General features: G+C 59.6%; 16 protein-coding genes. 12 read left to right on the top strand and 4 right to left on the bottom strand.

The window, feature by feature from the left end:
* Positions 1-119: 119 nt before the first annotated feature.
* The 4 genes from H6650_06390 to H6650_06375 form a co-directional block, all read right to left on the bottom strand.
* Positions 120-2,276 (bottom strand): hypothetical protein, encoded by a 2,157-nt coding sequence (locus tag H6650_06390; protein MCB8951628.1) that lies wholly within the window; start codon positions 2,274-2,276, stop codon positions 120-122.
* A gap of 197 nt (positions 2,277-2,473) precedes the next feature.
* Complete coding sequence (locus H6650_06385; protein ID MCB8951627.1) at positions 2,474-4,231, bottom strand: transposase; 1,758 nt, start codon at positions 4,229-4,231, stop codon at positions 2,474-2,476.
* Positions 4,218-5,546, bottom strand: coding sequence for a metallophosphoesterase (locus H6650_06380; protein MCB8951626.1), 1,329 nt, complete (start codon positions 5,544-5,546; stop codon positions 4,218-4,220). Before H6650_06380 ends, H6650_06385 begins: the two co-directional genes overlap by 14 nt.
* Before the next feature lie 486 nt (positions 5,547-6,032).
* Positions 6,033-9,455: a hypothetical protein gene (locus tag H6650_06375; protein MCB8951625.1), complete on the bottom strand. Its 3,423-nt coding sequence runs from the start codon at positions 9,453-9,455 to the stop codon at positions 6,033-6,035.
* Positions 9,456-9,761: 306 nt separating this feature from the next.
* On the opposite strand from H6650_06375, the gene H6650_06370 reads away from it, so the two are divergent.
* The 12 genes from H6650_06370 (at position 9,762) to H6650_06315 (ending at position 25,943) form a co-directional block, all read left to right on the top strand.
* Positions 9,762-12,065, top strand: a complete 2,304-nt coding sequence (locus tag H6650_06370; GenBank protein ID MCB8951624.1) for a xanthine dehydrogenase family protein molybdopterin-binding subunit — start codon at positions 9,762-9,764, stop codon at positions 12,063-12,065.
* 231 nt (positions 12,066-12,296) lie between these two features.
* Positions 12,297-12,956: a dienelactone hydrolase family protein gene (locus H6650_06365; GenBank protein ID MCB8951623.1), complete on the top strand. Its 660-nt coding sequence runs from the start codon at positions 12,297-12,299 to the stop codon at positions 12,954-12,956.
* Between the two features lie 76 nt (positions 12,957-13,032).
* Positions 13,033-13,326: a hypothetical protein gene (locus tag H6650_06360; GenBank protein MCB8951622.1), complete on the top strand. Its 294-nt coding sequence runs from the start codon at positions 13,033-13,035 to the stop codon at positions 13,324-13,326.
* Positions 13,327-13,372: 46 nt separating this feature from the next.
* Positions 13,373-15,016 (top strand): polysaccharide biosynthesis tyrosine autokinase, encoded by a 1,644-nt coding sequence (locus tag H6650_06355; GenBank protein MCB8951621.1) that lies wholly within the window; start codon positions 13,373-13,375, stop codon positions 15,014-15,016.
* Positions 15,013-15,525 carry a hypothetical protein gene (locus H6650_06350; GenBank protein ID MCB8951620.1) on the top strand — a complete coding sequence of 171 codons (513 nt, stop codon included), beginning with the start codon at positions 15,013-15,015 and terminating at the stop codon, positions 15,523-15,525. Before H6650_06355 ends, H6650_06350 begins: the two co-directional genes overlap by 4 nt.
* A gap of 7 nt (positions 15,526-15,532) precedes the next feature.
* Positions 15,533-15,811, top strand: coding sequence for a PqqD family protein (locus H6650_06345; protein ID MCB8951619.1), 279 nt, complete (start codon positions 15,533-15,535; stop codon positions 15,809-15,811).
* Between the two features lie 35 nt (positions 15,812-15,846).
* Positions 15,847-19,557 (top strand): DUF11 domain-containing protein, encoded by a 3,711-nt coding sequence (locus H6650_06340; protein MCB8951618.1) that lies wholly within the window; start codon positions 15,847-15,849, stop codon positions 19,555-19,557.
* 71 nt (positions 19,558-19,628) lie between these two features.
* Positions 19,629-20,735: a hypothetical protein gene (locus H6650_06335; protein MCB8951617.1), complete on the top strand. Its 1,107-nt coding sequence runs from the start codon at positions 19,629-19,631 to the stop codon at positions 20,733-20,735.
* A gap of 16 nt (positions 20,736-20,751) precedes the next feature.
* On the top strand, positions 20,752-22,857 hold the full coding sequence (locus H6650_06330) for a hypothetical protein (GenBank protein MCB8951616.1): 2,106 nt from the start codon (positions 20,752-20,754) through the stop codon (positions 22,855-22,857).
* Positions 22,858-22,935: 78 nt separating this feature from the next.
* Entirely contained in the window at positions 22,936-24,000 is a 1,065-nt protein-coding gene (locus H6650_06325; protein MCB8951615.1) for a flippase-like domain-containing protein, read from the top strand.
* Positions 24,001-24,190: 190 nt separating this feature from the next.
* Positions 24,191-24,973 (top strand): transposase, encoded by a 783-nt coding sequence (locus H6650_06320; GenBank protein ID MCB8951614.1) that lies wholly within the window; start codon positions 24,191-24,193, stop codon positions 24,971-24,973.
* 13 nt (positions 24,974-24,986) lie between these two features.
* A complete protein-coding gene (locus H6650_06315) occupies positions 24,987-25,943 on the top strand; it encodes a hypothetical protein (GenBank protein MCB8951613.1) in 957 nt (318 codons plus the stop codon).
* Positions 25,944-26,119 lie beyond the last annotated feature (176 nt).

Below are 26,119 nucleotides of genomic sequence, written 5' to 3'. Positions count from 1 at the left end.
TAATTTAATTGCCGGCAGCCACTAAGCCAGATTGGACCAATTTGCTCTGGTGAAAATCGCCATTGAACGCGTGAAATTGGTCCAATCTCCAGAGAGCGTTAGTAGTTACAGATACGCCCTTAAAGCCGCAACACCCGTGATAGTTTCTCAAAAGTCAACCGATCCGCTGCTGGAACCCACTCTGGCAAATCATCTTCTCGTTGTTCCCAGGCTTCAAGAATCCCTTTCCGCAACAGTTCAAAGGCGACGCGCAAATCCATCCGGTTTACACCGTTTGCCTTGCTAATAGATAGATTTTGTTCCAAATTGCTTCTGGTTTTGGTATTTAATGCATCCAAGGACAGGCCCAGTTGTGCCGATGCACCACAAGACTCAATAAAAATGCGGTAGTTATACTTGTGGTACAGTTCCCTAAATGCTATGCCTATTCCAGCTAAGGACAATTGAGATCGCTTGTTGTCGGGAGGTCTTTTTTCAGTTTGATCGGCTAACGAAACGCCCGACAGCCAGGCGTCAAGGGCTTGATTGTCCGCATTGCCTTCAACTGTCGCCCATTCATAGAACAATGCCCTATCTCGTCTTACATCAGTCGGGAGTGAACGGAAAACTTCAACAGATTGTTCTATTTCACCTGCTTCACGGAGTAGTTTCGCCAGGTTAGTCAGGAAATGAGAATTAGTTGGTGACTCGTGAACCAGGGTGCGAGCTAAACGAATGCCGAGTTGTTCATAGCCCTTGGCGAAAAACTTAGATGATAAGAATCTCCAGGTTGGCAAATCCGGTACAAATTCCCCACTCCTCTTAAGTTGAATGGCAGAGCGAACCAACTCAACAAAGAGATCGTCTTTCTGCACATCGAATGGCGCATTTGTCAAGAAATCCATTGCCACTTCGGCGATGGTACGATGACGGGTGAGAATGTATTGACCAGAGATAGTTAGAGCGGCCTCGTTGCCTAGCGGACGCAACACTTTACTCTGCAATTCACGGATCGTACATCCCAGTGTCTTTGCCAAAACCATATTAGACAAACTCTGGATATTCTCGGCATGCGTAGCGGCAATATAGGCAAAAGCATCGACCAACGTGCCACCCGGGGCTGATTTTTCTTCCAATCGTAACAAAAGTGTGCGGACATGTTCCCGCAACGCTTCACCATACCGAACTTGTAGCATTGCGCCCAGAAAAGTCCCATCTTGCACGTTTTGCTCTTTGGCCGCTTCGAAAAATCGCCTGGTGGCTTCATCCTGGCTCAAATCACTCAATTGCCCCATGCCTTGCTCGCCATATTCCGACCAGGCCGACACAATTCTTGAGGCATCTTCAATTGAAAGGTCCTGTAACTGTTCCTGTGTATAGATGGCTTGTTTGTCCCAACGCAACTCGTGTGCTTTAACACCGTACCAATCTGTATCACGACAACAGAGCAAGAATTGCACATTCGTTCGCCCTTTCTCTCGCAAAGCCATTACCAACTCGTAAGCCTGAGTAGCAATAGCATCTGCTTCATCCGAAACGATTAGCAACGTTTCTGATGGGCTGAACTGATGGTTTAATACGAATTCCGGTGACAGTTTTGCGTTAACAGAAGAGCGCCGCCATAAAACATGCCACCCCCCCTGAGAGACAATATCACACACGACCTGACGCAAAGCTGTTGATTTGCCTTCACCACCGGCTCCCAGCAATACGGTGACAGCCAGCTTTTCAGCGGTGCGATTGTGCCTCAGTGATCCCAGTATCTTCCCGACTACTTCACGTCGAGGAATTTGTGGAGACAATGCCTCTTTCCAACTCGGAATACTGCCATCAAAATAACGGATGATTTCTTCTTGCTCCAGAAGACGCCGCCGCTCATTGAGAAATGATTTACCTATCCACAGCCAGCCATAAGGCGGTTGTATCATGACACCCTCGGGCTGTTCTTTGTCGAGCGTTTCACTTGTGACCGGCATATTCAGCACCCAATAGTTATCCTGACGGTATTTATTGGGAAATGCATCGCCGTCTAAACTCCATTCTTGATGAGACAGTGACCATCGCAATGGCTCAATACACAGTTGCTGACTATCAGGGTCCAAAACGCCCCACAATAACCTGTTCACCCATTTTTCATCTTCCCGCGCTTGAAAACAGGCTCCCGTCTGGATGGCCAGGAAAGGAAATCCTCCACCTTCTTCAAAACGCGAAAAGGTACGGTGCATATGCCCATGCAAGTACAGAGCGTTGTGTTTCCCAAGCAAACTTCGTACTGCAAGTAGTTCTTCATCGCGCAACCAATCTAGTGGATGATGACCTAATACTCAACGTTCGCTCAAAATTTATGCCAAAAGTCAATTTGCGCGATTGCGGTTGATGATGGTGATTCCAAAACAATGCAAACTACGATAATGCCGTAAACGCTTGACTCATCGAGGCTTTTCACCGTACTTTACCAATCACATACAGATAATAGACCCTCTCCTCCCCTGGATTAGGCGGATTGCAGGGCCGCCAAACCCGTGTAGGCCGTCAACGGAATGCCCAAGAGTCCCAAAATGCGTTCTTGCACACCGGTCAACGGGGTTAATTGGTAAAGAACCTGCGCTCCTAACCGGAAGACGGTTAAGTTGATGTCCTCAAAGGCTTGCAGCATGCGCTCCATCGTGGGCGTGGCGGTGCCTCGTTTGGGATTACCCGGAAAAATGCCGGTCAATTCCTCTTTGACCTCCGCCAACGCCTCTTTAGCCACGTAATCACCCAGAGCCAATACCCGGGCTGCCAGGGTCAGCAGGTGGAAAAGTCCTTCGGCATGGTCATCACGCTGCACATAGACCGGGGTAATGGAGAGCAACTTGCCTTGCAGACGACGAAAGATGTTCTCCGCGACGTACTGGCTGCGATAGGCTTGCACCGCCTGGGTCAATGACAACTCGACAGCGGGCGCGTTGGTGGCATAAATCCGCCACCCCATCTTGAACATGGCCGCGGCAATCGCCACCAGGTCACGCTGTACGGTCAATTGGTAGCGCACCGTCTTTTCCACCCGCGCTGGCTTGTCTTTATAGGCGCGTATCGGACGCTCCGCGACCTCACGTTTAGTCGTGCAGACGAATAAGCCGGACACTTTGTACTGTTTTTGGATGCGCTTGATGGCCGCTAACAGCGTTTTCTCGTCTTCTATCTGCTTTTTGCCGCGTTGCCGTGGCGGTGTCAGGGCGCGTAAAGCGGCTTCGGCTTTATCCAACCGTTTCTGTAATGCGTCTCGTTCACTCTGCATGTAGCTGAAGGAACGCACCACCAGCAAACGCTCTTGCCAGGTGACGTGGCGCTTATTGACGATGGCGCTGCGCGACCGGCTGACTTCAAAACCCCGCGCCACCGCATCAGCCGCATTGGGCGCTGTGCCATTGGTCGGCAGCGCCCCATCCAAAAAGATAAGCGGTATCTGGGCTTCCCGCTCTTGCTGTCCGACCAGCAGTTCGTCGAGCAGCTTGGGTTCATCTTTGAGATAGGCCAGGGGTGTCAAATAGTGGTCGTTGTTGTTGGCGACGGTGGCGCGTGTCAGGAGCGCGCTCATCTTGCTATCTCCCACGACCAGCAGCGCCCGACCCGGAAAAGTCTGCTTGATGCGCTGGTAAATGGGAATGTAGAGTGGGTCATCAGCCCGGTTGCCTGGGACGATATCCACCGCCAGCGGTAAACCCAAGGGGTCGAGGCTGCCGATCATCATTTTGTACAGGGTCTCGAACAAACCATTCTTGGCTTTGCCAACCTGGAACAGCCACGACCCGTTGGGGTCGTGGTTGACAATGCCAACGGTGCCATCTAGCCGCGCACACCACCGTTCGGGCAGTTTCTTGGCCAGGTCATAGACCCGCACCAGGCGATTGCCCAGGCGACTTTCGACCTCAGCCCAGTCGCTTTGCGGCTGTAGATACCGCAGACAAAGGGCTAACCGGTCATCGGTGAAATCTAACGGCGTAACCAGTTGCCCAGTTAGGTGTCCCAGTGTCAACAAGTGTTTGGCAACCCACTCCTGAACGCAATCCATCCGGTGGGTGTGCTTGACCAGGATATGTATCAGCCAGATGGTAATGACCCAACCGGGCGTCAACCCCTGCCAGTTGCCATGGGGGACGATGATGCTATCCACAATGGCTTGAATGCCCATTTTTTGTAGCGAATTGTAAATGAGCGGGATGTCATCTACTCGCTCTGTCTGTATGTCGAACCTGTTAATGTCTACCATAGGATATGGGTATACCAAATTTGGTTTTATCCGCAAAATTTGAGCGAACGTTGAGTAATACAATTCGAAAATCACAATCCTCAAGCCTATTTAGGCCTTCCTCTAGCATCCCCTTGCCAAAGGACATTTGATGACGGTCGTCATCACTGCCAGATAACCAGGCCGTATTAAGGCTTAATACACCGAGTTTGCACCCATTTATTTCAACTTCTCGCGTCGAAAAACCCTCTGTTGAAGACAACCAGTGGGGCGTGTCAGCCGTAAAATCATTTTCCACAAATGCTTCAAACCGTGGGAACAAGTATTGACGTTCGTTCAAACCTTCCTGTGTCGGATCCAGGAATTCAGGCACGTCCAAAAAGATGCCATACCGTTTAACCGCACGGGCCTGGTTACGGTCTACATCATGGTTGCCAGGAATAATGAAAATGCGCCTGGCGCAAGGCTCACCCACGATTTCTTGAAGGGGAAACAAAAACTCTCTATTGAATAAATCGTATTCTTCTGGCTTCCCCTTGTTGGCAATATCGCCGGTGATAAAGATCAGGTCAGGAGCAGCATTGGCGGTCACGCAATTACGTATATGGCTGAGAATATATCTAAAAAGCTGACGCTGCCCGTAATTATCTTTACCTGTATGAAAGTCAGAAAGATGAAGCCAGCGAATACGTTTTCGAGCTTGCTTGGGTGTTGAAGTGAAAGATGCTTTGAGAGAAGTCTCATCTTGATTTTGGAGGGAATTGCGTTCACTGAGCAAATCTGAGATGAACTGCTTAAGGCGATCCTCACTGGCTTTTAACTCGACAACTTGCTGGTTCTCCAGAACCAACAATTTCGACATTATAGCCATTTGTGGCACGCTTAAGTGCCTGTTTAACGCTTTTTGATAGCTGCTGAGAAAACTGGGTACGACTTGTTCAATGTCCAGGTCGCGTTTTTTGATCAGTAATTGAGAAATTGTTTGCTGACTGATCGATTGCTCCAGCAAAGCCTGCAATTGTGACTGGTCAATCTGCTTGCCATCCATGACATAATCCGCAATCTGCTGAGCCGTAACAGGATGTTTGAAGAATGAAACGATGCCCTGTATTCGAAAAGCTTCATTAGTCTCAAAATAGATGGTTAACGCTTCAACAAGCGTGTTATGAATTCGCTCTTCAAATTCAGTTTCACGGAAACCAGCCCATTTGAGTGCGCGAACCATAAGCGGGTTTTTTGCATATTGCGAGCGATGTTTTAGGATATCCGTTGCCAGATTTGTTATGACACCAGCACTAAATGCGACTGCTGTGAAAGGTTCGGGGATCGCCATCATTCTCCCTTCGTGTTCTAGCGGTCTCAGATTGACTTGCCAAATTATACTGCACGAATGCGAGAAAGACCCCGATTGGGGAAATCCTGTAAGATTAAGATGATCTGGTTCTCCGGGCATTCGTGGAGAGTGGCGGCTTTTGGCCGGAATATGTGCGCAAGAACCAGATAAAGCCTCAACGCCAAACCCCTATGTGGCGTAAATCACGCGAAGTCCGAAAGAGCCGATGAGCAATACGGTCTTCTCGTGCAACATTGTCGGATAGCGTACGCCGTGGTTGGTCAATGTTGATCGTGCCGGCATTGACATGGGCTGTCGATCCAACAAGGTAGAGACACCCTGAATCTGGCACTCCACGCGGCAGCCATTGGCGAATTATCAGGTTTCCGTGGCAGAGCGGATTTGACTGGCGACTTTCCGCCGCGGCATGGGTGTGAGGATGAGAGAGGATGCCGGCATTTCCCCATGCCGGCATCCTCCTTCCACTCATTACGGACTGCTAAAACTCCACGGCGCGGCATCCGCCTCGCCATACGGCTGCCACGAAAGCAGCCACGCATACTGCCCATCCGGCAACGTGGGCAGCGTCAGACTGAACAACTGCGGCAGGAAGAGCGTACTCTTCGGTGGACGGACCAGCGGCAGGGTCAGCAACGTATTGTCTCCCCACGGCGTGGACAACGTGAGCAGCAGCACGCCGGGTCGCGGTTGCCGGGTGGCGTTCACCACCTCCAGCCCCACGACCATCGTATCGCCGGGGACGTACTGCGCCTTGTTGGTGAAAATGTCCACATACAACGGGTCGGGCGTCCCCACGAACTCGTCGTACCCCATGTCAAAGCCATACCCCAACGGGCGCGGATCGCCATCATAGTCATGGTCGGGCGCGCCGTATGGTGTGCCGGCATCTATCACCGGAGACCACGCTGCCAGATGATAATCCTCACCCGCCGCATCCACAAACTGCGGATCCGTGGACAGGTTGCCCATGCCACTGTACACGCCCCCCACGCCAATGTCCGACGCATCCGCGCGGCAGAAGCCCGGCTCACACCCCAGATCGCTGTTCTGGTTGCCCCAGAGGATACTGTTGCGGAACCAGTGCATCTGGTTCAGGTCGTTGCGCGCCGCATCCACGCCGCCGACGCAACCCGCTTCCGCGCAGGTGTTATTCGTCACCGTCACGTTGGTCAACACGCCAAACCAAAACGGGGCGATGCCACCGCCATAGGTTCCCTCGTTGTTCGCCACCAGGCAGTTGGTCATCGTCAGCGGACCGCCCCCCTCCGGGCAGCAGGACGTAATGCCGCCACCAATGCTGCCCGCCACATTGTGGCGCACCACCGTGTCCATCATGGTCAGCGAGCCATGATGCCACAAGCCACCCCCCTGCGAGCCGGCGCTGTTGTAGTCGAAGGCGCTGCCGGCAACGGTCACGGACGATTCATACCCCGCGAACAGACCGCCGCCGCTGTCGTCGGCATGGTTTGCCGTGACCACGCTGCGCTCCAGAACCAGATTCCCCAGTTCGCCCACGAACAAGGCCCCGCCCCAGATAGCGCTGTTCTCATTGAACAGCGAATCCATCACCACCGCCGCGCCTTGCGCGCTCACAGCCAGGCCACCGCCGCTCTCGCTGTTGTGATTCCCCAGGAATTGCACATCCAGCAAGTCGGCGGACGAATGCCAGACGTTCAGGCCGCCGCCGTTGCCGGTGGAGACGTTCCCCTGCAAAACGGCATGTTCCAGCAGCAGATGGGCAGGCCCCCAATCCCCGTTGATTTCCATGCCACCGCCGCTGTACTGCACGGTCTGGTTGCCTTCAACCAGGACGTTGACCACGTGCGCTTCGCCGCTGGCAATCCACACGCCGCCCGCCCAGGCTTCGGCATGATTGGCGAGGATCTGGCTATCGGCCAGCAGCGCGGAACCGCCGCTGAGGATGAGGCCGCCGCCCGCCCAACCTGAATGGTTATTGGCAATCGTGCTGCCCATCACCTCCACCCGATTAACCTGTTCCGTCGCCACGCCGCCACCAGACTGCCCGGCGCTGTTGTCGGAAACTTCCGAACCGGCGACATGCAGGAAACTGTTCGGGCCACTCCAGATGCCGCCACCCATGTTGTCGCTGTGGTTGCCCAAGACAGAGCAATTCAGCACCGTCGCCCGCGCCTCCTGGTCCACGGCAATGCCGCCGCCGTTAGCCGGCGTCACGTTGCCGCTGATCGTGCTGTTCTCAATGGTCAGCACGCTGCTGACGGAGACTTCGACGCCCCCGCCGGGCAGTCCGCCGCGGGCGCTGTTATTGGCAATCAGCGTATCGAAGATGTAGGCGGAGGAGCCATCCCACACGTCCACGCCGCCGGCGTCCGCCGCCGTATTGCTGATGATCTGGGAGTGCAGGATGTTCACGAATCCGCCGGGCTGGCGCACTTCCACGCCACCGCCACCACATGGTCCGGCGGCGTTGTTCTCGCGCAGGATGCTGTTCTGGATAGTGACAACGACGCCTTCCACGCCCACGCCGCCGCCGCCGCCCGTGGCGCAGGCGTCCCCGTGGGTGATGGTGAATCCGTCGAGAATGGCTCCGTCGCTGCCGGCATTAAACAGCACCACACTCTGCCCCCACTGCGGCGGCGCGCCCGGCGTAAACACCGGATTGGTCGGCCATTTCGTCCACACGATGCCATCTGGCGAATGCGCCAGGCCAATGCTGTGGTTGTTGTCATAATACATGGCAAACACATTGCCAATGACGAAACCAACCGTCGAATCGGCGGCAAAGCCCTCGTCCCACTCGCCCGGCGTGCCCGCCATGACCGGGACCGCGCCCCCGTTATGGCGCACCCAGTTGATGCCGTCGGGCGAGGTGGCATAACCAATGGCCGCGCCGCCAGACCCGTAAGCCGTGTACCAGAGTTGGTACGGGTTGGGCGTCAGGCGGAACACGTAGGGCCGCCACATCCAGATGCTTTCCCACTCATTGGCGGGCTGCATCTGGAAGACGGGGTTGGCCGGATGCCAGGTCCAGGCAATGCCATCCGGCGACGTAGCATAGGAGTACGTTGGTTGCCACCCCGTGCCGGCATCTCCTACCGTCATCATCCACATCTTATACTGGCCGCCTTCGTACATGACAGAGGGATGCTGCACGCAGATGTTGTTCCAATCCTGGTCGCCCACCGCCAGCACCGGGTTGCCCGGATACCTGGTCCAGTTAACGCCGTCGCTGCTGGTGGCTAAACCAATGCCACACCCCTCGTAGCCGCTGTACCACATTTTGTAATCATTGACGCCCATGCGCAGCACAAACGGGGCTTCCAACCGAGCGTCGTCCCACTCTCCGGGCTGGCCGGGGGTGAGAATGGGGTTGGCCGGGTTGCGCGCCCAGGTAACGCCATCGGGCGAGGAGGCCAGGCCAATAGCCCCGCCCAACTCGCCATTGTTGTAATACATGCGATACCCTTCTTCATGCTCAATCACCATCGGGTAGCGCACGGCGTCGCCATCCCAATCGCCGGGAATGGTCTGGCCGTTTGTGCCATCGAGTACCGTCACGTATTGATCGATGTCACGCGTCCAGGTGTCGGCCTCATACCCACCCTCCAGCGTGACCGGCGCGTTGATGACGAGGTTCTCCACGTAGACGCCCTCGGCCACGCGGATGACGTCATGGGGATCGGCCTGAGAGAGGGCGTAGGCAACGGTGAGGCAGGGCAGGTCGGGGTCGGCGCAGTCGTTCATGAGGTCGCTGCCACTAACGGCAACGTACCGATCGCCGATGAGCAAAGCGGAGGATGCGGCCGTGGTCGCGCTCACAAGTAGGAATAGAAGGAGCAAAGCGGCGCAAAGGGCCGCCAGGGATATGGCCCGCGTCTGTCTGGCGCGGGGGGATAAGGTTTGTACAAGCATGATGGCCTCCCGTGCCCCACCATCAACGGCGCAGCGCCGGGGCTGCCGGCATCGGCTGGTCCAGGGTGGCGTCAAATGGCAGGGCTTTGAATGTTGACAATTGGATTAGGAAGGAAACGACTGCCAGGGGAAAGCAGTACTCGCCTGCATTTTATTGTACGGGATGGGAGAAAATGCCGGCAATTGACAAAAGTCACCTCCCCCCTGATAATCCACAATTCCATGAAAACCCGCCCCGCCTCGTGTACAATTATGGAATAGATACCACGTCATCTAACCGGCAACGCCACCTTTCAAGGACCAGCCATGACTGATTATGCTTACCTCGGCAAGCCTCGCAAACTGATCGACGGCCAAGAAAAAGTCACCGGCCACACGCGCTTCACCGCCGACCTGCGCCTGCCGCGCATGGTTCACGCTCGTCCCGTACTCAGTCCGTATGCGCATGCCGGCATCCTCTCCATCAACACCACCGCCGCCGCCGCCATGCCCGGCGTCATCGCCGTCCTCACCGCCGCCGACCTGCCCACCCGCGACCGCGTCATCACCTCCCGCAACAGCGCCGTGCTGGCTAAAGAGGAAGTCCTCTGGCGCGGGCAGCCCGTAGCCGTCGTCGTCGCCGAAACGGAAGCCGCCGCGCACGATGCCGTCGATTTCGTAGACGTTAATTACGACCCGCGGCCCGTTGTCGCCGATGCCCTATCGGCCATGTCCCCGGACGCGCCCACCGTTTGGCCGCGTGGCCTTCCCCGCGAAGAATCCGACCTGACCGCCGTCCACACCAACGAGGGCGTAGGCAAAAACGGCGCGAATGCGCTGCCAAACAACGTCCACGGGCGCAGCGAATTCGCGCGCGGCGACATTGCCGCCGGGTTTGCCGCCGCCGACCTGATTCTGGAACACACCTACCACACGAGCATGGTCCACCAGGGCTACCTGGAACCGCACGCCTGCGTCGCCGACCCCGATCCCCTGGGGCGCGGCGTCACCATTTACACCAGCACCCAGGGGCAGTTTCTCGTGCGCGAAGAAGTTGCCCGTCTCCTCTCCCTACCGGAAAGCAGCGTGCGCGTCGTGCCGCAAACGGTCGGCGGCGCGTTTGGCGCGAAATATGGCATCGTGGAGCCACTGACGGCGGCCGTCGCCCTGGCCGTCGGCTTGCCCACGCGGCTGGCGTTCACCCGCTCTGAAGATTTCCTGGCCACCACCCCCTCCCCGGCAATCACCATCACGCTAAAAACGGGCGTGCAGCGCGATGGCACGCTGACGGCGCTGCAAGCGCGCGTGGTGCTGGACAACGGCGTCTTTTCCTTCCGCCTCGGCGGCATCGTCGCCGCGCTCCTGGGCGGCTACTACAAGTGGCCCAATCTGCGCATCGAATGCCTGGAGGTGAGTACGCACAAGCCGCAAATTGGGGCCTACCGCGCACCCGGCGCGCCGCACGCCACCTTCGCCGTCGAATCGCAAATGGATGAGATGGCCGCCGCTTTGTCACTGGACCCGCTGGCGTTCCGGCTGCAAAACGTGGCGGAGGAAGGGGATTTGAGCGGCACGGGGCGACCCTGGCCGAACATCGGGCTGCGGCGCTGCCTGGAGGAGTTGGCGCAGCATCCCGCCTGGCGGGAGCGGGCGGCAAAAGGGCCGGACGAAGGTGTTGGCCTGGCCGTGGGCGGCTGGCCCTCCGCCGTGGAACCCTCCTCCGCAATTTGCCGCGTGGACAACGATGGCACGGTCAGCATTCAGGTGGGCACGGTGGACATCTCCGGCGTGAACAGCAGCTTTGTGCTGGTGGCGGCGGAGATTTTGGGCGTGCACCCCGATCAGGTGCGCCTGATTCAGGGAGACACGAGCAGCGGCCCCTTTGGCGCGGCCAGCGGCGGCAGCCAGGTCACGTATGCCATGTCTGGCGCGGTGGCCGCCGCGGCGGAAGCAGCCAAACAGAAGCTGATCAAGATCGCGGCGGAGGAATTTGAAGCCGCCGCGGCGGACATCGAGCTGGCGGAAGGAGCGGCGCGGGTGCGCGGCGTGCCGGACCGGACGCTGCCGTTGTCCCAACTGGTGCGCATCGCCCAGAGCAAGCGGGGCGGCGGCGGACCCATCGTGAGCGAGGGCAGCGCCGCCGTGGCGCAAAATGCCCCCGGCTTTGTCGCTCATTTGCTCAAGGTGCGCGTGGACCGGGAAACGGGCGAAGTGCAGCCGCTGGATTACGTCGCGTTCCAGGACGTTGGCTTTGCCCTCAATCCGCTGCTGGTGCAGGGGCAAATGCACGGCGGCATGGTTCAGGGGATGAGCCTGGGGCTGTACGAGGCGATGGTTTATGACGGTGAGGGGCAGCTTCTGAGCGGCAGCCTGCTGGATTATGTGCTGCCGCGGGCGGATATGGTTCCGCGGCTGGAGACGAACCTGGTCAACAACCCGTCGCCGCTTGGGCCGTTTGGGGTGCGTGGCGTGGGCGAACCGCCCATTACGGCGGGGGCGGCGGCGCTGGCAAACGCCATCAAGGATGCCGCCGACGTGCGTCTGACCCGTTTACCACTGCGCGCCGAACAGGTGTGGCAGGCCCTGCGCCACTCCCCCATGACGCCGTCAGTAGCTGCCGGCAACGAGTAACGCTCTCGTGGGCTGATTTTAGGGCGCACCCAAACAAAAATCGCGGAAGCGTTGGATACGGCGGCGCTTCTACCAACTACCAACTGTCAACCACCAACTGACCACTATTTACAAAAGAGACTTCATGCGCCGCGGCGCACCACCATTAATGACAATATCTTCCCGGAAGCTGCTCCCCGGAGCCAGCATCCGTGACGAAGCTTCCGGGAAGATTATTTTCGAAGGAGTCCCATGACACCCCCGCAACCCCCTGGTTTTCTAGCCGTGCCGCGCGATACAGGGCGCGGCGTTCTGGTTCTGCATCCCTGGTGGGGGCTGAACGACACCATCAAGGCGTTTTGCACACGGCTGGCGGAAGCCGGCTTCATCGCCTTCGCGCCGGACCTCTATCACGGCCAACTGGCTACGACCATCCCGGAGGCGGAAAGGCTGAGCCGCGCCCTTGACGTTGAACGAGCGCGGGCGGACATTGCCGCCGCCGTTGCCTTCCTGCGCGCCGCGTCGGCAGGCCAGACCCTGGCCGTGGTCGGATTCTCTCTGGGGGCGTTTTTCGCGCTGGAGCTTTCCACGATGGCCCCGGAAACCATTGATGCCGTCGTCGTCTTCTACGGAACCGGCCCCGGCGATTACACCGGCTCAAAGGCGGCTTATCTCGGTCATTTCGCGGCAAACGATCCGTATGAACCGGAGGCAGAGGTCAACAGGCTGGAGGCTGCCTTACGCGCGGCGGGTCGCCCCGTTACGATTTGTCGTTATGCCGGCACGGGGCACTGGTTTTTCGAGCCGGATCGGACCGATGCCTACGACGCCCCGGCCGCGGCGCTGGCGTGGGCACGAACATTGGCTTTCCTCAACGACCGGCGAATGTCGGAGGACGATAAGTATAGATAGCGGCTATCCTTGATAAACGAAGGACACCGTCACAACTCGTCATTCGTAATTCGTAACTTATGCTATAATTGCGCGCGTGACATTCTGGAGAACCATAACGGCCAACGCATTCTGGCTGATGGGGCTGGCGATAATGGTGGCCTCATTTAGCTATCATTACTGGCAGGCGGTGGCATTGGGGCAGCCATTCCGCCAACAACGACGCACAACCTCATTTCGGGCGTCCGCCTGGAGTGGTTTAGTGCTGGTTTGCCTGGGCATGGGAGCAACCAGTTCTCGTACCTGGGAAGCCGCTGTGTGGTACGCCTTGACGCTGTTGTCCCTCTTAAATATCGCACCCTTTTTACCCTGGTTCCGCCGCCACCGTTAACCCGACCAAACAACCGTCGTGAAGCAGGCAAGGAAATGTGGGCTTTATGGAAATGAGACACTATCTTAATCTGCTGCGCCGCAAGACCTGGCTCATTCTGATTGCCATGATCATCAGCGGCGGATCGGCTTACCTGGTCAGCAAGAACACGGCTCCCACTTATCAGGCTTCGACGCGGCTGCTGATTGATGAAGCCCCCGGCAGCAATGCCGGCAATGAGTACGCGCAACTTCTGTTAGAACAGCAACTTGCCGGCACTTACGTCGAACTCCTGCAAACCCGCCCCGTGCTGGAAAAAACCATCGCCGAATTGGGATTGAACACCAGCGTGGACGCCCTCGCCAGCGAGATTTCCGTCTCCACACCCCAAGACTCCAAAATCCTGGGCATCCAGGTGCGTAACCACGATAGCAACCGCGCCGCCGCCATCGCCAACACCCTGGCCCAGGTCTTCATTCAGGACAACGAGGAGCGGCAAAGTCAGCGGTACGCGGAATCCATCCAGAAACGGCAGCAACTTCTGGACGACCTGGCGGACCAGATCGAAGCCCTAGAAACGGAAATCAGCAGCTACGGCGAAGTGGATACGCCAGAACGCCAGGCAGCCTACGACCGATTGCAAACAAACCTGCGCGAAACACAAATCAAGTACACACAGAACTTCCAGGACCTGGAGGACTTGCGGCTAGAACAGGCACGCGGCAGCAACAATCTGCTCGTCGTGGAGAAAGCCATCCCGCCGTCCACTCCCATTCGCCCGCGCGTGGGCACGAACACCGCCCTGGCCGTGGCCGCGGGCGCCATAGCCGCCCTGGGCCTCATCTTCACGCTGGAATACCTGGACGACAGCGTAAAAACACCGGAGCAAATCGAAGAAGATACGGGCCTGCCTACGTTGGGTTTCATCAGCGAAATCGGCGGCAAGAACGGCGCGGCGCGCGTGATCACACTACACGAACCACGCGCTCCCGTGTCCGAGGCGTTTCGGGGGCTGCGCACGAACCTGGGTTTTACGATGATTGACGCCAGCCTACAAACCGTGGCGATCAGCAGCGCGGTTCCCGGTGAAGGCAAGTCAACGATAACGGCCAACCTGGGCGTGGTGATGGCGCAGGCGGGTAAATCGGTGGTCGTTATTGACGCCGACCTGCGATTGTCGCGGCAGCATCATCTTTTTAACCTCAGCAACAATCATGGCCTTACCTCGGCCATCCTGGATCAAGACACGCCCGTGCGCCAATATCTGCAATCGACGTCTATGCCGGGCCTGTGCGTCCTCACCAGTGGCCCGCTGCCACCCAATCCCTCGGAGTTGCTTAACTCGCAGCGCATGAGCCAGGTGTTACAATCACTTGGCGAGGAGTTTGACCTGCTGATTGTGGATACGCCGCCCTTGTTGACGGTCACGGATGCGGCCATTGTGGGAACACGGGTTGATGGCTGCCTTATCGTCGTGGAGGCGGGCGCAACCAGGCGGGTGGCGCTGGCGCACGCCACGGAGAACCTGGCAAAAGCTGGGGCACGGGTGCTAGGAGCGGTCTTGAACCGGATGCAGGCCGGCAGCGCGGGCAATTACGACATTTATTACAATTATTATCACCAGGAATATGATGCGCAGGGAAGACGAGTAAATGCCGGCAAATCCCGCCGTCTGCCAGATTGGTTATCGGGGCTGAGTAATCGTTCATGAGCCAGCGAGCGGCCTCGTCGGATTCCGTCCGCGCCCTCATCCTCCTGGGCCTCCTCTGGCTGCTGCTGGCAGCCGCCGTCATCATGACGCAGCTTGCCCGCGTGCCAGACATCGAAATCTCCTGGGTGACCAAGACAGAGTACCAGACGGCAGGATTCAACCTGTACCGCGGCACATCGCCCGATGGCGAATTCGCGCAAATCAACGACCGCCTCATCCCCAGCCAGGGCAATCCGGCCACCGGAGCCAGCTACACCTACCATGATCGCGCCATCGAAACGGGTCGGACCTACTACTATCGGCTGGAAGAAGTAGAATACGACAACAGGCGGCGGCTGTATGACTTGCCTTCGCTACATGCGCCCCTCCTGCCCGTCTGGGCGCCGCCGATGGCCGTTGTCGGCGTCCTGGCGGGGGTTTATTTGTTGGCGTTGGCCCGACGACATCAGGGGGCGCAGGGAGCGACGCCCTCCAGTTCCAATCAGGCGTTTGAGACCTGGACACAGTAAGGCGACCATGGATCCACAACTGATTCCCCTCCCTGTTCCTGACATTATCTGGCGCATCCTGGACGGCGAAGTGGTGCTAGTCTCACCGCGCGCCGGGAAGGTGCGCGTGCTGAATGAAGTGGGCAGCGCATTGTGGCAGTTGCTTGACGGGAAGCGCACGGTGGGCGAGATGCAGGCGTATCTGGTGCGACATTATGACGTGATGCCGGCACAAGCCGCCGCCGACCTGGACACATTCCTGCAAGACCTGGCCGCGCGCGGATTGATCCAGCTCACGAGTCATTGACAGGTCAATCGAAAACACCCAACCAAAGGCACAGTATGACGAGAGTTTGGCTACGACGGTTTTCATTGCTTGCCGGCATTTTCCTCACCCTCCCCCTCATCCTCCTCGCACCCAACACCACCCCACCCGCCGCCGCCTTCCCCCTCATCACCGCCCTGCACGCCTCGCCTGCCGGCATCCAGTTCCAACTAGACATCCCCAGCTACCAGCAGCAAGACGGCCACATCACCGCCGACGGCCTCACCGCCACCCTGCGCCAACCCGGCGCGCCCATCTTGCCCATCTTCCAAACCTTCATCCTCCTCCCTCCCGGCGCGGACGCCGTGGTGCGCGTGCGGCAGCGGCAAGTCAGCCAGGCCATCCTGCCCCCGCTGGCGGCGGAACCCTACCCCGCCGGTCCCGCGCCTGCCGGCAATCAACCGGCAGCCATCACCGCGCCCGACCCGGCCATCTACGACGCGGACGCGCTCTTTCCCGCGCAAATCTACGCCCTGTCCGCGCCCATGTACGTGCGCGACGCACGCCTGGTACAGTTGACGCTCTACCCCTTTCGCTACAATCCCGCGCAACAAACGCTGCAATTCGCCCGCTCCCTGGATGTGGAGATCACGTTCGCGGGCGGGAACGGGACCGATGCCCAACTGCCGCCGCAAACAATGCCGGCACAATGGTCACACCAGATATTGAACGCCAACCAACTCGACCACTGGCGCGGCCTCCCGCCCGACTTCGCCCCCCCCGGCCCCTACTTGCCCCTCGGGGTGGATACCTACAAAATCGAAGTGGCCGCCGACGGCATCTACGAGATCGGCTACGCCGATTTGCAGGCAGCGGGCATGAACGTCGCCGCCGTCAACCCACACACCTTCCACCTCATGCGCTGGGGCGACCCCGTCGCTTACCAGTTCGTGGGAGATGGGGACAACCAGTTTGAGGCCGACGAAAAAATCCGCTTCTTTGGCTGGGTCTCCGGGCGCTCGCGGCTGGAGCTACAGTACATCGCCAACAACCTCTTCTGGCTCTGGGCGGACGATACCGCCGACCTGATCGCCGATGCCGGCAACATCACCACTTACCCCGCCGCCACCACCTGGCTCTCCTCCGTCACCGCCGAACCCATCGGCAAATTCTTTTCCACCTGGACGGACAACTGGGACGAGTTCCCCAATGAACCGGACGCCTGGTTTTGGGAACGGCTGGACCAGCTCAACCGCTCATACACCGTCAACCTGCCGCATCCCGCCGCCGCCGGCCCCGACGCCACCTTCACCGCCGAATTCAACACCCGCGAAGACAGCAGTAGCGTCACCGTCACCATGAATGGGCAGCCCAACCCGGCCACCGGCAGTTGGAGCGGCCTGCGTAACGAAAACGTCTCCGGCGCCGTGCCCCTCAGCGCCGTCGTCAACGGGAGCAACACCTTCGACGTCACCGTCAACCGCACCCATCACTTCTACCTCAACCGCATCACAGTGGATTACACGCGCCTGTTCATCGCCGACGACGACGAGCTGCTCTTTAGCGACGAGGTGGGCGGAGCACGCCGCTTCGACGTGCAGGGATTCAGCGGCAATGACCCAGACGCCGTTTTTGTCTGGGACATCAGCGACCGCGCCCAACCCGTCAATATCCCCATGACGGCGGCCAACATCTCCGGCACGGGACCGTACACGTACACGTTTGGCACAAGCCACGATGCCGGCACGCAGTACCTCGTCACCACGCAAATCCACCAACCTGCCGGCATCACCCAAGTCATCCCCGCCAGCCTCGATCCCGCCGATGGGCAGGCGGACTGGCTGGCCATCGTCTACCCCGACCTGATGGACGCGGCCAACGTCCTCGCCGCGCACCGCCAGGACCCCCGCTTCGGCGGCTACGGCACACACCTCGTGCGCATCACGGACGTGATTGACCAGTTTGGCGCCGGCATGCCCACGCCCGCCGCCGTGCAAAACTTCCTCGCCTACGCCCTGGCCAACTGGACCACGCCCCCCCGCTACGTCACCCTCGTCGGCGACGCCACGGACAACCCCAACCACGACCAGAGCAACAGCTTCCCGGACGACAACGAGCCGCAGTTTGTGCCCACGGGGTTGGAATTCGTGGACCGGTTCCAGGGGCGCATCCCCACCGATTTTCCCATGACGCTGCTGGTGGGGGATGATCTGCTGCCCGACGTGGCGCTAGGGCGCATCGCGGCGCAGTCGCCGACGGAGGCGACCAACGTCATCAACAAAATCATTCTTTATGAGCAGAACCAGTTAATGCCGGCATCCTGGCAGCAAAACATCCTCTTCGTCGCCGACGATGGCAGCAGCTTTTGCCAGGAAAACCACGACATGGCCTCCCACTTCCCCGCCTCCTTCAACACCGTCGTGGACCCGCTCTGCCTCCCGGACAACCCCACCGGCGCGGACGTGGAAGCGATCCTGGCAACCTTGCAGCTTGATTACCTCAGCAACCCCAACAGCGGCGCGCCTCTGTTCCACTATCGCGGCCACGGCGGCATCACGCAGTGGGGGGCCGAACCGGCCATTCTGAACACGGCGAACACCAGTTTCTGGAGCAATGGGCAGAAGCCGACCGTCATCCTCAGCGCCGATTGCCTGGACGGGTACTTCGCCGCGCCCGGTTTGCCGGGATTGGGGGAGACGTTTCTGCGGGGAAATGCCGGCACAGCCGCCCACTGGTCCTCCACCGGCCTCGCCTACCCCGACGAACACACCGTCCTCCTCGACGCCTTCTACGACAGCCTCTTCCTCGACGGTGACGCCGCCATCGGCGACGCCATTTCCGCCGCCAAAATCGCCTACCTGAACACAGGGCGGCACACCTCGCTGCTCTACACCTTCACCCTGCAAGGCGACCCGGCCATGCACCTCATGCGCCCCGACCTGCACCTGGCGCACAGCGCCGACCCGCCCCAGGCGGCCCCCGGCGACCTCGTCACTTTCGTCCTCACCGTCACCAACAACGGCATCTATCCCGTCAAGCCCACCATCCTCAATCAGCTCTCCGCCGGCCTCACCTTTATCCGCGCCTACGCCGCCGCCCCCCTGCTCGTGGACGCCGCCGGCAGCCAGGTAAGCGTCACCGTGGACGAGGCGATGGAATGGGGCGACAGCGTGACGTTGTATGTTGAGGCGCGGGTGGATGGCGGTTTTGCCGGCAACCAGGTCAGCAACCAGGCCTTCGTCACCTCTCCCGGCCTGGACAACGACGATGGCGACAATGCCGGCACAGCCATCATCCCCCTTGTTGGTCCCACCACCACGCCCCCGCCCCCCATCACGCCCACGCCGGGCAACCAGCAGCCCGACCTGCAAATCGTGGGCGAATTGCAAATGCTCAGCGGTCCGCCCGTCTACGCCAATGAGCCGGTCCTAATTGGCGTGACCATCAAAAACGCGGGGGTGGTGAACATCACCCAACCCTTCGACGTGGACGTTTTCCTCGATCCCCCCTTCGCGGCGGGCGATCCCATCACGCCGGACGAGGTGAACCTGTACACGTCCGGGTTTGTTCATGTCCCGCAACTGGCCGCCGGCGCGACGCAAACGGTGCAGGTGACCACGCTCACAGGCTTCACCCCCGCGGCGACGGCGCACGAAGTTTTCGCCCTGGTGGACTCACAGGCGCAAGTGGCGGAATCGGACGAAAGCAACAATCTGGCGGGACCACTGCTGACGCTGGACGCGGGCGAACGGAACAACAACGTCTATCTGCCTTTCATGAAACGTTGACAGCCAGGAGGCGTCCTGCCTCTCTTTCTTTGTTATAATACCGCTATTCTGCATAAGGAATGGCAAACGTTATGAAAAAACTCCTCTGGCAAGAAACATATTGGCACGGCCAAACGCGCTTTGTCGCCCGTTTGGGACTGGTTTTGGGCTTGCTGCTTGGCGCATCCATTTTCACCCATCAGCGCGTGGCGGCGGATACGGCCGGCATCTCTCCCACCACCGACCCCAACGCCATCACCCTCAGCTACTTCCACGTCCAGGCGCAAGAAAACGCCATCCTCGTCACCTGGGGCACGGCCACCGAATTCAATACCGCCGGCTTCCGCGTGGAACGCGCTAACAACGCCACCGGCGGCTACACCGACCCCGGCATCGGCTTTGTGGAAGCGATCGGCGGCGAACTAAACGGCTCGGATTACAGCGTCACCGACGCCACCGTCACCGCCGGCCAAACCTATTGGTACAGGCTGGTGGAAGTGGAAACGGACAGCAGCGAAAACACCTTCGGCCCCCTCTCCATCATTGCCGGCGCCACGCCCACCGCCACCCCCGCCGTGCTGGCAACCACCCCCAGCCAAAACCCCACCCCACTGCCCACCAGCACCAACGTCCCCACCATCACGCCCACGCCCACCAATCCCGCGCCCACCGCCACCGTCCCGATCTTGCCCACGCAGCCCATCACCCCCACGAACACGCCCGCGCCCACCGCCACGGCCACGCGCACGCCCATTTCCGTGCAGGGCAACCCCACGGCCACCCCCTTCCAGTTCCCCACGGCCACGACGGCCGCGGAAGTCGCGCAAACGGAGCCAACCGCCACCCTCTCCCCCGGCATCGTGCCCGTGACGCAACCGCCAACGGATGCCTACCCCGGACTGCCCACCCCTGATTTCGCCGAGAATGGCGAATTGCCGTCGTATCCCATCCAGGAGCCGGCCGTCACCCCCGGCAGCCAGTTCCCCGCGCCCCAGGCGACCAGCGCGCTCGAACCGGGCACAAACAGCAGCGGCCTTCCGCCGCTTTCCGGCGAAGCCGCGCAAACAACGGGCGAGGCGTCGCAGGCAGTACGGGGCCGTGTGCTGCTCTGGCTTGGATTCTGCGCCGCCATGATGATTTTCCTCGCCGGCGTCTACGGCTCTATTTTGTTCTTCACGCGCCGCGGATCCGGTCAATAAGGCGCGGATTCGGGTGATGCGTCTCCCACTGCGTCTGGTTGGGCTGTTGTTCGGGACGGGGTTGTGGCTGGTTTCATGCCGGCATCTTCCCCCGCCCACACCCACGCCCGCCATCAGCGCCAATGCCGGCACACTCAAAATCATGGTGCAAGCGGACGGCTTCTACCGCCTCACCCCCGCCGAGCTGGCCCCCTTCGCCAACCCGGCAACCATCGACTGGTCCACCGCCACCCTCACCACCGGCGGCGAGGCCGTTCCCTTCCTCGTCGCCGACAACGCCCTCATCTTCTACGGCCTGGCTACCGACAATCGCTACACGAAGTTTCGCCCCTACTTGCTCACCCTGGCCGGCGCGGATGGCGGCCCCGTCATACCTGTCGCCGATCTGGCAAATGCCGGCAGCGCCACCCCCCTCACCCACCTCGCCCGCACCCACCACCTGGAAAACAACACCCTCTACCGCAGCTCCGCCTTCACGCCCGCCCACCCGCAAGAACCCTGGTTCTGGCAAACCATCCAGGTCGAACAAGCCGTCACCCTCCCCTTTGCCCTGCCCGCCATCGGCGACGGCGGCGGCAGCCTGCGCCTGCATCTCTACGGAACCACCACCGACCGCGGCGTCAAAAATGACCACGACCTGGATGTGCGCGTCAACGACCAACCCGTCGGTCAAGTACAGTGGGATGGCGAAACCTACGTCACCGTTGATCTGGAAATGCCGGCAGGAACCCTTCACCCCGGCGAAAACACCCTCACCCTGGACAACAGCGCCCCTGGCGCGGCCTTCCTGGACATCTCCCTGCTGGATTGGGTCGAAATCACCTACAGCGCCCCGCCCATCGCCGTGGACGACTGGTACGATGGGCTGACGGAGGCCGCCGGAACGCTGGACCTGACCGGCTTCTCCGCCCCGCCCCTCCTCTTTGACATCACCGACCCGCGCCGCCCGCGCCAACTGCGCGGCGAAACGCAGCCAGATGGCCGCGTCTCGCTGGCCGTGCCCGCTGGATTGCGCCTCGCCGCCGTCGGCCCCGGCGCGTTCCGCCGGCCCACCGCCATAGCGCCCCTGCGCGAGACCGCCTGGCGCGCTCCGGACAACCAGGCCGACCTGATCATCATTAGCCCGGACGCACTGCTCCCCGCGCTTGCCCCTCTCGCCGCCGCGCGGCAGAAACAGGGCCTCCGCGTCGCCCAGGTCCCCCTGGCGGAAATCTACGACCAGTTTGGCGCGGGCCTGGAATCACCGGAAAGCATTCGCACCTTTCTCCGCTTCGCCATGCAAACGTGGCAGCCGCCCCAACCCCGCTACCTCCTCCTCGTGGGCGAAGCCACCTACGACTATCGGGACTATCTGGGGCTGCATCCGGTCAATCTGGTGCCGCCGCTGCTCATTGCCGCCCAGTTCAGCGGCGAAACCATCAGCGATGCCCGCCTGGCGGACGTGGATGACGATGGCCGACCCAATCTGGCTGTGGGGCGTTGGCCTGTCGCCGATGCCGGCACAGCCGGCAACCTCGTCCAACGCACCCTGGCCTACGAACAGGGCCAACCCGCCCCCTACGCCATCTTCACCGCCGACGGAACCAGCCGCGAATTTGCCCGCTTCAGCGATGCCCTTGTCAACCAGTCGGGACTCAACGCCGCAGCCGCGCGGCTCTATGGGGCCAACGCCGACCAGGTGACCCAGGCGTGGAACGAAGGAGCCTGGCTGGTCACTTATACGGGCCACGGCAGCACCGACATGTGGGGCAAGGATGACGTATTCAGCGCGGACGCCGTCGCCAACCTGGAGGAAAACAACGCGCCGCCCATCGTGCTGCAATTCACCTGCCTCACCGGCTTCTTTGCCCACCCCGACGTAGACGCCATTTCCGAAACGCTGCTGCGCCACCCCGGTGGTCCCGTGCTGCTCATTGCCGCCACCAGCCTCACCCTCTCCACCAGCCAGGAGCCTTTTGCCACCGGCCTCGTTTCCGCCATCCACGACCCCCATGTGCAGCGTATCGGCGATGCGTTGCGACAGGCCAAAGCCAACCTGAACGTGGAATTCGACAGCCTGCGCGAAATCAGCGATACTTTCGGGCTGTTAGGCGACCCATCCGCCCTTATCCGGCGCCCCTAGCGCCTTTACTATCGACCAAGACGCTGTCTTGTCCCGTCAATTCAGCGAATTAACCTACCGGCCATCCGCGCATACAACATGATCAGACAACAAGAAATGCCCCCACCCCCCACCGATGCCGGCCACGGTTTTCCCTGGCTGCGCGTGCTGCTGGGGCTGCTGGTAGGCGTGGGCATCATGTGGCTGGCGGTGCGCCAGGTGAATCTGGCGGAAGTAGGACAGGCCATCCTACACGCCCATCTCACGTACATTTTCCTGGGGCTGGCCGTCATCCTGCTCACCATGCTGGCGAAGGCGTGGCGCTGGCAGCTTCTCTATTATCCCACCACGCCGCCGCCTTCGCTGCCCGGCCTGTTTTGGGCCATGACGTTGGGGCAGTTTGTGAATCTGGTGATCCGCCTGGGGGAAGTGGCCCGCATTTATGCGTTGGAGCAGGATACGGCGGGCGTCAAAGCGCGCTCGCTGGGGACGTTGGTGCTGGAGAAAACGCTGGACTCGCTGATGCTGGCGTTGACGATTGCCCTGGCGTTGCCATTTGTGGTGCTGCCGGCATTTGTCACCAACTACGTCCCCTCCCTCCTGATCATCACCAGCCTGGCCGCCCTCGGCCTCACCCTCATCGCCTACCGCGCCGAGTGGGTGCTGCGTTTGTTCGAGTGGGGAATGCGATTTGTGCCGGCATCCCTGCGTGACCGCTTCATGCGCCGCCTCATGCGCCTCGTCGGATCCGGGCTGCTTGGCCTCTCCGCCCTCCGCAGCCACCGCCAGACCCTCGTCCTCGTCCTCCTCTCCGCCTTCATCGCCTTCCTCGGCATCCTCACCCCCCTCATCCTCTTCCCCGCCCTCGGCCTCCCCTTCGGCCTCCTCGAAGCCACCCTGCTGCACACCATCCTCAGCATCGGCCTCACCCCCCCCTCCACCCCCGCCAAAGTCGGCGTTTTCGAGTGGCTCACCATCTGGATACTTGGTCTGGTCGGGCTGCGCGACGAAGCCCTCGCCCTCAGCTACGGCCTTATCTACCACGCCGTCGTCATCCTGCCCCAAACCGTCCTCGGCATCATCGCCGCCGCCCGCCTCGACTGGCGGCAGATCTTCCACGCCCGCTCCCGCCCGCACACACCGCCGCCCAACCCGGAAAATTGAACCGACCGCAAGCAGCAATTCTCAATTTACAATACCCTCGCCAAATTACGGGGGTGTCGAGGGCGGGAGAGGCATATGAATCCTCCCCAGCCGTGAAACTTTGTCAATGATGCGCACCATTAATATTGACTTTCCCGAAAAAAGGTCAAGTCGCTAAAAAGTGGCATCATTCCTTGCAGGAAAATAGCCTATGTTTCGTAAAAACAACCAACATCAACAACCCAATTTCTTCAACAGCGACCTCTTGATGCCCGACAAAATGCGCCAGCAATTGCACGATTCCTGGGCCGGCGTGTTCCGCACAGAGGTTTTCAGGCGCATTCCCGAAGGACGGTTCGCCCTCTTGTACAGCGAAACCGATTCGCGTCCTAACGCGCCCGTCAACGTTCTGGTAGGCGGCGATATGCTCAAAGACGGCTTTGGTTGGACTGATGAAGAATTGGAGCGGCATTTGCAATTTGACCTGCAAACACGATACGCATTGGGTCTGGACGATTTGAGCCAAAACGTTCCCACGCTGCGAACCTTCCAAAATCATCGGCGGCGTGTGCGGGAACATGCCGAGACAACGGGAGAAAACCTGTATGAAGTTGTCTTTGGGGTCATAACCGATGAACAGATAGAGAAATTGAAGCTGAAAGTGGGCTGGCAGCGGATGGACAGCACCCAATTGTTGAGCAATATCGCTATGGGTAGTCGTCTGGAATTGGTATTGCGCGTTTTGCAGCAAGGGGTAACGGCCTTGCCAGAAGCGCGTCAAGCGATTTGGCGGCAAGAACAGGCAGCGTATGTGGTTAAACAACCGCGCCATATCTGTTATCGGTTGAAAAACGAAGAAGTTCCCGATTATTTGCGGCAAACAGGAAAACTGCTGGTGGCCTTGTTGTCGGAATTGGAAGCGGAAGAGGGGGCAACAGAAGCCAGGGCGTTGGTAGCGCGGGTATTGCGCGAACAGTATCAATATAGAAGATGACGAGACGATTCGATTGCGGGAACCAAAAGAAATTACCGCCGACAGTTTGCAATCGCCCCATGACCCGGAAGCGACGTATCGGGAGAAAAATGGGGAGCGGTATCGCGACTTTGTGAGCAACGTTAGCGAAACGTGCGACCCAGAAAACCCAGTGCAACTGATAACCAGCGTACAAACAGCCAGCAACAACACCGATGATGGTCAATTGCTGGCGCAATCGTTGGCCGAACAGGCTGAACGCGGCCATCAGGTCGATAAAATGACGGTGGATGGCGGTTACACCGGCCCCAAGTCCGAAGAAGCGTGCGACGCGCATGGGACAGAATTGCATCCATCTCGTCTGCGCGGCGGTAAATCGCAAGGGAAGCAGTGGGGTTGGGAGCAATACAGTTGGCAGTTGACAGACGACGGCATACCAGAACAGGTCAGTTGTCCGCAGGGGCAATTGGCTATTTTGGAGCCGGGGCAGAAAGAGGGGCGTTGGTTGGCACGATTGGCGAGCGATGTTTGTGCGGAATGCCCCTTTTTCCAAAAGGAATGTCGGGTTCAGCCGCGTAAGCGCAGTGGGCCGACGTTGCTGGTAAACACGCGCGCTATCCAGGTGGCTGTGTTGCGACAACGGATTACCGCTACGAACAATGGGGTTCGTGCAGGCGTAGAGGCGACGGTGCGTTCGGTCAAGAACCCCTTTGCGGGAGGCAAGCTGCCGGTGCGCGGCTTGATTCGTTCGCAAATGGTCGTTCTGGGGTCGGCCTTGTTGGTTAATGTTCATCGTCTTACGCATTACTATCTCGAACAAGCGTCCCAATTGGATGAAAATATGTCTGGGGCTTTCATTTTGTCTCTATTTTTGTCGCTAACAGCCCTTTTGATAGCTATTTTCTATCGTCGGGGCATTATTTTCGAGCGGCGGCTTGTTTTTCAAGTTGGTACCGCTAATTATGTCATGCCTCAACCAGTTGGTGGTTGAGGCTTTTTTCGGAAGAGTCAAAAACATGTTAACCGACCACGATTAACTGTGGTCTCACCTAAACAAAACAACGACATTGGCACAATTTGACCCGTGCCGCCCCATTTTCCGCTTTTTTAAAAGCGACTCCGACACAATTCACCCAACCCATCCGCTACTTCTGCAACACGCTCTCA

The organism is Ardenticatenales bacterium (assembly GCA_020634515.1).
Taxonomy (GTDB): Bacteria; Chloroflexota; Anaerolineae; order Promineifilales; family Promineifilaceae; genus JAGVTM01.
Note: the sequence above shows the minus strand (reverse complement) of the source record. Positions and strands in the feature narration are given on the sequence as shown.

Coding starts and splice junctions, on each gene's coding strand:
- H6650_06380 (MCB8951626.1), bottom strand. CDS start 5,546: ATGATGGCGATCCCCGAACCTTTCACAGCAGTCGCATTTAGTGCTGGT.
- H6650_06320 (MCB8951614.1), top strand. CDS start 24,191: ATGTTTCGTAAAAACAACCAACATCAACAACCCAATTTCTTCAACAGC.
- H6650_06345 (MCB8951619.1), top strand. CDS start 15,533: ATGGATCCACAACTGATTCCCCTCCCTGTTCCTGACATTATCTGGCGC.
- H6650_06375 (MCB8951625.1), bottom strand. CDS start 9,455: ATGCTTGTACAAACCTTATCCCCCCGCGCCAGACAGACGCGGGCCATA.
- H6650_06350 (MCB8951620.1), top strand. CDS start 15,013: ATGAGCCAGCGAGCGGCCTCGTCGGATTCCGTCCGCGCCCTCATCCTC.
- H6650_06330 (MCB8951616.1), top strand. CDS start 20,752: ATGCGTCTCCCACTGCGTCTGGTTGGGCTGTTGTTCGGGACGGGGTTG.
- H6650_06365 (MCB8951623.1), top strand. CDS start 12,297: ATGACACCCCCGCAACCCCCTGGTTTTCTAGCCGTGCCGCGCGATACA.
- H6650_06385 (MCB8951627.1), bottom strand. CDS start 4,231: ATGGTAGACATTAACAGGTTCGACATACAGACAGAGCGAGTAGATGAC.
- H6650_06340 (MCB8951618.1), top strand. CDS start 15,847: ATGACGAGAGTTTGGCTACGACGGTTTTCATTGCTTGCCGGCATTTTC.
- H6650_06335 (MCB8951617.1), top strand. CDS start 19,629: ATGAAAAAACTCCTCTGGCAAGAAACATATTGGCACGGCCAAACGCGC.
- H6650_06325 (MCB8951615.1), top strand. CDS start 22,936: ATGATCAGACAACAAGAAATGCCCCCACCCCCCACCGATGCCGGCCAC.
- H6650_06370 (MCB8951624.1), top strand. CDS start 9,762: ATGACTGATTATGCTTACCTCGGCAAGCCTCGCAAACTGATCGACGGC.
- H6650_06355 (MCB8951621.1), top strand. CDS start 13,373: ATGGAAATGAGACACTATCTTAATCTGCTGCGCCGCAAGACCTGGCTC.